This window comes from Stenotrophomonas sp. 278, assembly GCF_003935715.1.
In the GTDB taxonomy this organism is placed as follows: Bacteria; Pseudomonadota; Gammaproteobacteria; order Xanthomonadales; family Xanthomonadaceae; genus Stenotrophomonas; species Stenotrophomonas maltophilia_AH.
Window position 1 is genome coordinate 1 of the sequence record NZ_RHPP01000168.1, and the last position, 7,723, is coordinate 7,723.

Genomic DNA, 7,723 nt, shown 5'->3' on the forward strand with positions numbered 1-7,723 from the left:
ATATAACCTCTACACCTTGTCTTTTTTTGGGGGGTGGGGGGGGGGCGGGCGGGGGGGGGGGGGCCGGGGGGGGGGGGGGGGGGGGCCGGCCAACGGCCGGCGCTACCCGGTGTTCCACGGGCGTACCTGTTGTTGACGGCAACGAAGCCCTACCATCGGGTACCCCCACCCCGTCTGACCGCGCATGTCCGCATCCCCCTCCGTCTCCGGACGATCACGCTGGTTCGTCGCCGGCGACTTCAACGGCTTCTTCGGCCTGGTGGTCGACAACCTGTCGATCCTGGGCTTCATTGCGATGGCACTGGTGGGCATCTTCCAGTTCCCGGCCGACGTGGTGTTCGGGCGCATGTTCCCCGGCACGGCCTTTGGCGTGCTGGTCGGCAACGTGCTGTACACCTGGATGGCCCGTCGCCTGGCGGCGCGCACCGGCCGTGACGATGTGACGGCGATGCCGCTGGGCCTGGATGCGCCCACCAGCATCGGCATGGCGCTGCTGGTGCTGGGCCCGGCTTTCCTGGCCTTCAAGGCGCAGGGGCTGGCCCCGCATGATGCCGCCATCGCCACCTGGCAGCTCGGCATGGCCTCGCTGGTGATCATGGGCGTGCTCAAGACGATCCTGTCGTTCTTCGGCGAGGCGGTGACCCGCGCGCTGCCGCGCGCCTCGCTGCTGGGCTCGATCGCCGGCATTGCCATCGTGCTGATGGGCTTCCTGCCGCTGCTGGAAACCCTGCGTTCGCCGGTGGTGGGCTTCGTCACCCTGGGCCTGCTGCTGTACGTGCTGGTGGCCAAGCGCAAACTGCCGATCCGCGCGCCGGGCGTGCTGGTGGCATTCGTGTTCGGCACCGTGCTGTATTACGGCCTGGGCCTGGCGGGGCTGGGTGCACCGGGTTTCAAAGTGCCGGAGTGGACCCCGCCGCAGGTGGTGCTGCCGTGGCCGACGCTGGGCTTCATCGAAGGCCTGCCCACGGCCATGACCTACCTGCCGCTGCTGCTGCCGTTCGGGCTGCTGATGGTGGTCGGCGGCATCAATGTCTCCGAAAGCGCGCGCGCCGCCGGCGATGACTACCGCACCCGTGACATCCTGCTGGTCGAAGCGGTGGCCACGCTGGTTGCCGGCCTGTGCGGCGGCGTCGCCCAGACCACGCCCTACATCGGCCAGCCGGCGTACAAGCACATGGGCGCGCGCAGCGGTTACACGCTGTTGACCGGTTTGTTTGTCGGCATCGGCGGCATGCTCGGGGTGATCTCCGGGCTGGTGCAGTGGCTGCCGCTGGCGGTGCTGGCTCCGATCATCGTCTACGTGGCGATCGACATCACCACCCAGGCGTTCCAGGCGACGCCCCGTGAGCATGCGGGCGCGATGGTGCTGGGCTTTCTGCCGTCGGTGGCCTACCTGCTGGCGATCAAGGCCCCGGGATGGATCGCGCCGGAACAGCTGCTGGCGATGACCACCACGCTGGACGGGCACGGACTGCCGGAGCTGGCGGTGATTTTCACCTTGGGCAATGGCTTCATCATCACCTCGATGCTGTGGATTGCCGCCGTGGTGGCGATGATCGACGGCCGGTTGCTGCGCGCGTCCGGCATTCTGCTGGTGGCTGCGGCGCTGACCCTGTTCGGATTGATCCATTCGGTGGACCCGCGCGGTGGCATCTACCTGCCGTGGACGCTGGAAGGCCTGCCGAAGCTGATCAGCTGGCAGTTCGCCGGGGCGTATGTGGCGCTGGCGGCGTTGCTGGCATTGTTGTCATTGCAGAAGAGCGATCACGACCAACGGTCGTGATCTACCGTCGCATGATTCGATGGAGCGATCACGACCAACGGTCGTGATCTACCGGGCAATCATCCATGCGGCGAAGGGTAGGTCACGACCGTTGGTCGTGACCGCAATCACGCGTCCCCATCCAGCTCCGGGTAATAGCGGAAAATCCCGTTGGTGTTGAACGCCAGCCGCCGCTCCGATGCCAGGTAGGCGGCCACGTTCGGCCGCCGCTGTACCCGGTCATGCAGCGCATGCAGCAGTGGCAGGTCGCCACGCAGCGCCTGCATCCGGCGCGGAAACATGTAGGTCAGCCCGCTGACCAGCTGGAACAGTGAAAGATCCACATACGAATGCTCGCGCAGTGGATGCAGGCCACCGTTGGCCTCCAGCACCTGCTCGAACCAGCCCAGGAATTTGGGCATCCGTTCGCCGCGCATGGAAGCCGCACGCGCCTTGGCGGCGTCCTTCTGGTCCTCGTAGTACTTCGATGCGGCAATGGGATGATGCGTGTCGTGGATCTCCGCCACGAAGTCGACGATGGTCATCTGCAGCTGCAGTGCCTGGATGCGGCGTGATGCCGCCTCGGGGACCAGGTTCAGTTCCGGCCCCAGGTAATCCAGGATGGCCGCGACCTGCGCGATCACCTGCCGACCGGTGACCAGAAACGGCGGCGCGAACGGCTGCAACCCCTCATGTTTCCCTTCGAGGAACGGGGTGATGGCCTCGTCACCGTGCACCCGTGCCATGTCGGTGTAGGCCGCACCCGCATCTTCCAGCGCCAGGCGCACGAACTCACCGCGGCCTTGAATGCCGGTCCAGTAATACAGCTCGTAGTGCATGTGGGATCTCCTCGGTATCAAACACCAGCGTCGCCAGCGTCATAGAAAGCTGCCGTGATCACCGTGTCCCGCCCGCGTAGAGCCGGGCTTGCCCGGCTGCTCTGCCACATGTGTGACGTCAGCCAGGCAAGCCCAGCTCTACAGCACTTCCAGTCATGCAGACGTTGACGATAATGATGGGAATGAGAATGATTCGCAAGTATGGCAATGCCGGCGCTGAATTGCCAGCGTCGCGTTTGTCTTGAATCACTTCGCGGCAACCGCATATCCGGTACATCTGATACGGCCGGCGACGCTGGCCACGACCTTGAAGAGGATCCCCCAATGCGAATGGACAAGCTCACCTCGCGTTTCCAGCAGGCGCTGGCCGACGCGCAGTCGCTGGCCGTGGGCCGCGACCACTCCATCCTTGAGCCGGTGCACGTATTCACCGCGCTGCTGGACCAGCAGGGCGGCAGCACGCGTCCGCTGTTGTCGCAGGCTGGCGTCAACGTACCGGTGCTGCGCGAGCGATTGACCGAGGCCCTGGATGCGCTGCCCAAGGTGACCGGCCAGGCCGGCAACCTGTCGATGGGCAACGACCTGAACCGGCTGCTCAATGCCACCGACAAGCTGGCCCAGCAGCACGGCGACGCTTTCATCGCCAGCGAATGGTTCGTGCTGGCGGCGCTGGATGACGGCGGCACCCTGGGCATGGCGCTGCGCGCCGCCGGGGCCGACAAGACCCGTGTGGACGCCGCCATCGACAAGATCCGCGGCGGGGAAAGCGTGCAGTCTGAAAATGCAGAAGACCAGCGCCAGGCGCTGGAGAAGTACACCATCGACCTGACCGCGCGCGCCGAAAGCGGCAAGCTCGACCCGGTGATCGGCCGCGACGAGGAAATCCGCCGCACCATCCAGGTGCTGCAGCGCCGGACCAAGAACAATCCGGTGCTGATCGGCGAACCCGGCGTGGGCAAGACCGCCATCGTGGAAGGCCTGGCCCAGCGCATCATCAATGACGAGGTGCCCGAAGGACTGCGCGGCAAGCGCGTGTTGTCGCTGGACATGGGCGCATTGATTGCAGGAGCCAAGTTTCGCGGCGAGTTCGAAGAGCGCCTGAAGGGCGTGCTCAACGACCTGGCCAAGAGCGAGGGTCAGATCATCCTGTTCATTGACGAGCTGCACACGATGGTCGGCGCGGGCAAGGCCGACGGCGCGATGGATGCCGGCAACATGCTCAAGCCGGCGCTGGCGCGTGGCGAACTGCATTGCGTTGGTGCGACCACGCTGGACGAGTATCGCAAGTACATCGAAAAAGACGCGGCACTCGAGCGCCGCTTCCAGAAGGTGTTCGTGGGCGAGCCCAGCGTGGAAGACACCATCGCCATCCTGCGCGGGCTGAAAGAAAAGTATGCCGTGCACCACGGCGTGGAGATCACCGACCCGGCCATCGTCGCGGCGGCAACCCTGTCGCATCGCTACATCGCCGACCGTCAGCTGCCGGACAAGGCGATCGACCTGATGGATGAGGCGGCCTCGCGCATCCGCATGGAGATCGATTCCAAGCCGGAAGAACTGGACCGCATGGAGCGCCGACTGATCCAACTCAAGATCCAGCGTGAAATGCTGAAGAAGGAGAAGGACGACGCCTCGCGGCAGCGCCTGGCTGACCTGGAGACCGACATTGACGCGCTTGAACGCGAGTTCTCCGACCTGGACGAGATCTGGAAGTCGGAGAAGGCGGCGTTGCAGGGCGCCACGAAGATCAAGGAGCAGATCGAGCAGGTCAAGCTGGAACTGGAGTCGGCCCAGCGCCGCCAGGATTTCGGCCGCATGAGCGAACTGCAGTACGGCCAGCTGCCGCAGCTGGAAAAGCAGCTGGCGGCCGCGCAGGAGGCGGAGAACACCGAGTTCAAGCTGGTCCAGGACCGGGTTACCGCCGAGGAAATCGCCGAGGTGGTCTCGCGCTGGACCGGCATCCCGGTCAACCGGATGCTGGAAGGAGAGCGTGAGAAGCTGCTGCGCATGGAAGATGTGCTGCACGAACGCGTGGTCGGCCAGGAAGAGGCGATCAAAGTTGTTTCCGATGCCGTGCGCCGTTCGCGTGCGGGCTTGTCCGATCCCAATCGTCCGAGTGGTTCGTTCCTGTTCCTGGGGCCGACGGGCGTGGGCAAGACCGAGCTGTGCAAGTCGCTGGCCGAGTTCCTGTTCGACAGCAGCGACGCGATGATCCGCATCGACATGAGCGAGTTCATGGAAAAGCACAGCGTGGCGCGCCTGATCGGTGCGCCTCCGGGCTACGTGGGCTATGAGGAAGGCGGCTATCTGACCGAAGCGGTGCGTCGCCGGCCTTATTCGCTGATCCTGCTCGACGAAGTGGAGAAGGCGCACACCGATGTGTTCAACATCCTGCTGCAGGTCCTTGACGACGGTCGCCTGACCGACGGCCAGGGTCGCACGGTGGACTTCCGCAACACGGTCATCGTGATGACGTCCAACCTGGGCTCGCACCAGATCCAGGACATGAGTGGTGACGACAGTCCGGAAGCCTACACCCAGATGAAAGCGGCGGTGATGGGCGTGGTGCAGGCGCATTTCCGTCCGGAGTTCATCAACCGGCTGGACGACATCGTGGTGTTCCACCCGCTGGACAAGGCGCAGATCAAACAGATCGCGCGCATCCAGATGCAGGGTCTGGAGCGTCGCCTGGCTGAGCGTGGCCTGCGTATCGAGATCAGCGACGAGGCATTCTCGCTGCTGGGCAATGTTGGCTTTGATCCGATCTATGGCGCGCGTCCGCTCAAGCGTGCAATCCAGGCACAGCTGGAGAACCCGCTGGCGCAGCGCATTCTGTCCGGCGACTTCAGCAGTGGCGATGTCGTCCGGGTGGATGCCGCCGATGGCCGGCTGGTGTTTGCCAAGGGGTGAGGTTGACGGCCGCGATACTGCAGAGGGCCCCGGCAAGTGCCGGGGCCCTTTTTTCTAGAGCAGCTGAACGCGGTTGTCTCCGCTGCGCGCCATGGGCGCGCCGGGCGGGCAGTTGAAGGCTGCGGCATAAGCCGGCATGTTGGACGGCACGACGTCCGTTCGCGGTGCGCCGAAGCTGTGCGGGTCGGTGGCCATCTCATACTCCAGCCGCAGTGGCGTCTGCAGGCGCCGGTTGACCACGGCCCAGCTGATGAAGAAGCGCTGCTCGCGGCTGAGCCCGTCGACCATCGGGTCCGGTCGTCCCGCGGCCTCCTGGTGCAGTGCGTCCAGCGCGAGCGTGAGCCCACCCAGGTCGGCCATGTTCTCGCCGGCGGTCCGGGTGCCATCGACCGTGAGCCCGTCGATCTGCCGCAGGTCGAACTGCGCGGCCAGTTGCGCGGACAATGCGTGATAGTGCTGCCGTTCGGCGTCGCTCCAACCGTTGCGCAACCCTCCATCCAGCGCGAACCCGCTGGTTTCCGCAGAGAAGGCGTGGCTCATTTCATGGCCGATGATCGCGCCGATGGCTCCGTAGTTGAGCGCGTCGTCTGCCTGTGGATCGAAGTTTGGCGGCTGCAGCAGGGCGGCCGAGAATGCCACGTTGTTGTTCAGTACATCGAAGTAGGCGCGCACCTCATGCGCATGTGCCCGCCACCGCTGCGGATCGGCGGGCTGTCCGATACCGGCCATCATGACCCGCTGCTGGAAAGCGCGGGCGCGCTGCAGATTGCGCAGGTAGCCGCAGCGTTCGGTGTCCAGGCCTGACCAGTCCGGCCAGTGGTCGGGGTGGCCGATGTGCAGGTTGAGCTGCTCGACGCGGGCCTGGGCAGACACGCGGCTGGCGTCCTCCAGCCAGGTCACGTTGCCCAGGCGGTGCTTCAGGGTGAAGCGCATCTGCTCCACCATCCGTCCGATCCGCGCGCGTGAGCTCGCAGGGAACCACGCGCGGGCATATGCCTCGCCGAGCAGGGGGCCGGCGTGGGCATTGATGGCGGCCAGCACCCGTTCCCAGCGCGGAGGAAGCGGGGTGGAGCGATTCAGCAACCGCTGCTCGAAGCGGTGGCCGGCCTGGACGAAGCGGTCGTCCAGATAAGGACTGGCCATGTCCAGGCAGTGGAAACGCAGATAGGCCTGCCAGACGGCAGGGGCATCATCAACCAGGGCGGCGTCCAGCGTGCGATGGAAATCGGGTGTCGCCAGCGAGAAACGATCAGGCGGTGCTGCGCCCAGCGATTCGAACAATGCGGTCCAGCTGAAATTCGGGGTCAGCGCGTCGGCCTGCGCCGCACTGACCGGGTTGTAGATGACACTGATGTCCGCGCGCAGCGGCAGGTCGGCCGGAGTGGCCGCGGCCAGGCGCTGCTCCAGCGCGAAGACCCGACGGGCATCACGCTGCGCCTGGGTTCGGTCAACACCGGACAGCTCCAGCAGGCCGGCAATGTGGGCCCGGTAGTCGTCGCGCAGCGTGTCGCCCGGCACTTCCTCGTAATAGGCTTCCGACGGCAGGCCCAGTCCTCCCTGCTGGATGTAGGCGATCTGGGTGGTACGGTTGCCGACGTCCGGTTCCACCGCAATGCCGAACAACGGATTGCGCCCCTCGGCGGAAAGCCAGCGCAGGTGCGCTGCCACGGCGGCGGGACTGTCTATTGCGTCGATGGCCGCCAGCTCTGCGCGCAGGGGGCGCAGTCCATCGCGACGAATCTGCGCAGCGTCCATGCCGCTGGCCCAGAGATCGGCCACCACCCGCTGGGCATCGCCGGGGGCTTCCAGCCCGACCAGCTGCTCCATCAGGCGCAGCTGCTGCACAACTGAGCGCGACTGCAGGCCCAAGGGCGCGTGCCAGAGGGTCTGGTCTGCAGGCAGCACGGACACGTTCGCCCACCGTGAGTTCACATAGGCATGCAGCGATGCACAGGGATCCTGGGCCGGGTCGAGGTCGCCGGGGCGGAAGCGCATCTCGGGCAACGCGTCAACGAGGGTGTCATTGCGACGCTGCTGCGCAGCCTCGCTGGCTTGCGCCGCCGCGCTCAGGGCGGCCGCGTCGGTCCGCGGTTCCATCCCATTGCCAGCGACGCAGCCTTCCGTCGGCGCGAACCTCCAGCCGGTCACCACGCCGGCCGCGTAGCTGCCTGCGGCAATCAATGCCGCGCCGGTGACCAGTCGGGTGCAGTCG

Annotated in this window: 4 protein-coding genes; 2 read left to right on the forward strand and 2 right to left on the reverse strand. The window is 65.9% G+C overall.

Annotation, left to right across the window (positions count from 1 at the left end):
• Window positions 1–184: 184 nt before the first annotated feature.
• Complete coding sequence (locus EGJ34_RS19210; RefSeq protein ID WP_125362056.1) at window positions 185–1,783, forward strand: hypothetical protein; 1,599 nt, start codon at window positions 185–187, stop codon at window positions 1,781–1,783.
• Between the two features lie 107 nt (window positions 1,784–1,890).
• Here EGJ34_RS19210 and EGJ34_RS19215 read toward each other — a convergent pair whose 3' ends face one another.
• Window positions 1,891–2,601: a glutathione S-transferase gene (locus EGJ34_RS19215; protein WP_125362057.1), complete on the reverse strand. Its 711-nt coding sequence runs from the start codon at window positions 2,599–2,601 to the stop codon at window positions 1,891–1,893.
• 324 nt (window positions 2,602–2,925) lie between these two features.
• Here EGJ34_RS19215 and clpB point away from each other — a divergent pair, with 324 nt between their 5' ends.
• A complete protein-coding gene (gene clpB, locus EGJ34_RS19220) occupies window positions 2,926–5,511 on the forward strand; it encodes an ATP-dependent chaperone ClpB (protein WP_125362058.1) in 2,586 nt (861 codons plus the stop codon).
• Between the two features lie 54 nt (window positions 5,512–5,565).
• On the opposite strand, the gene EGJ34_RS19225 is transcribed toward clpB, so the two are convergent.
• Window positions 5,566–7,723, reverse strand: a 2,158-nt coding sequence (locus EGJ34_RS19225) for a M13 family metallopeptidase (RefSeq protein WP_148100525.1), incomplete at its 5' end; no start/stop codon positions are given.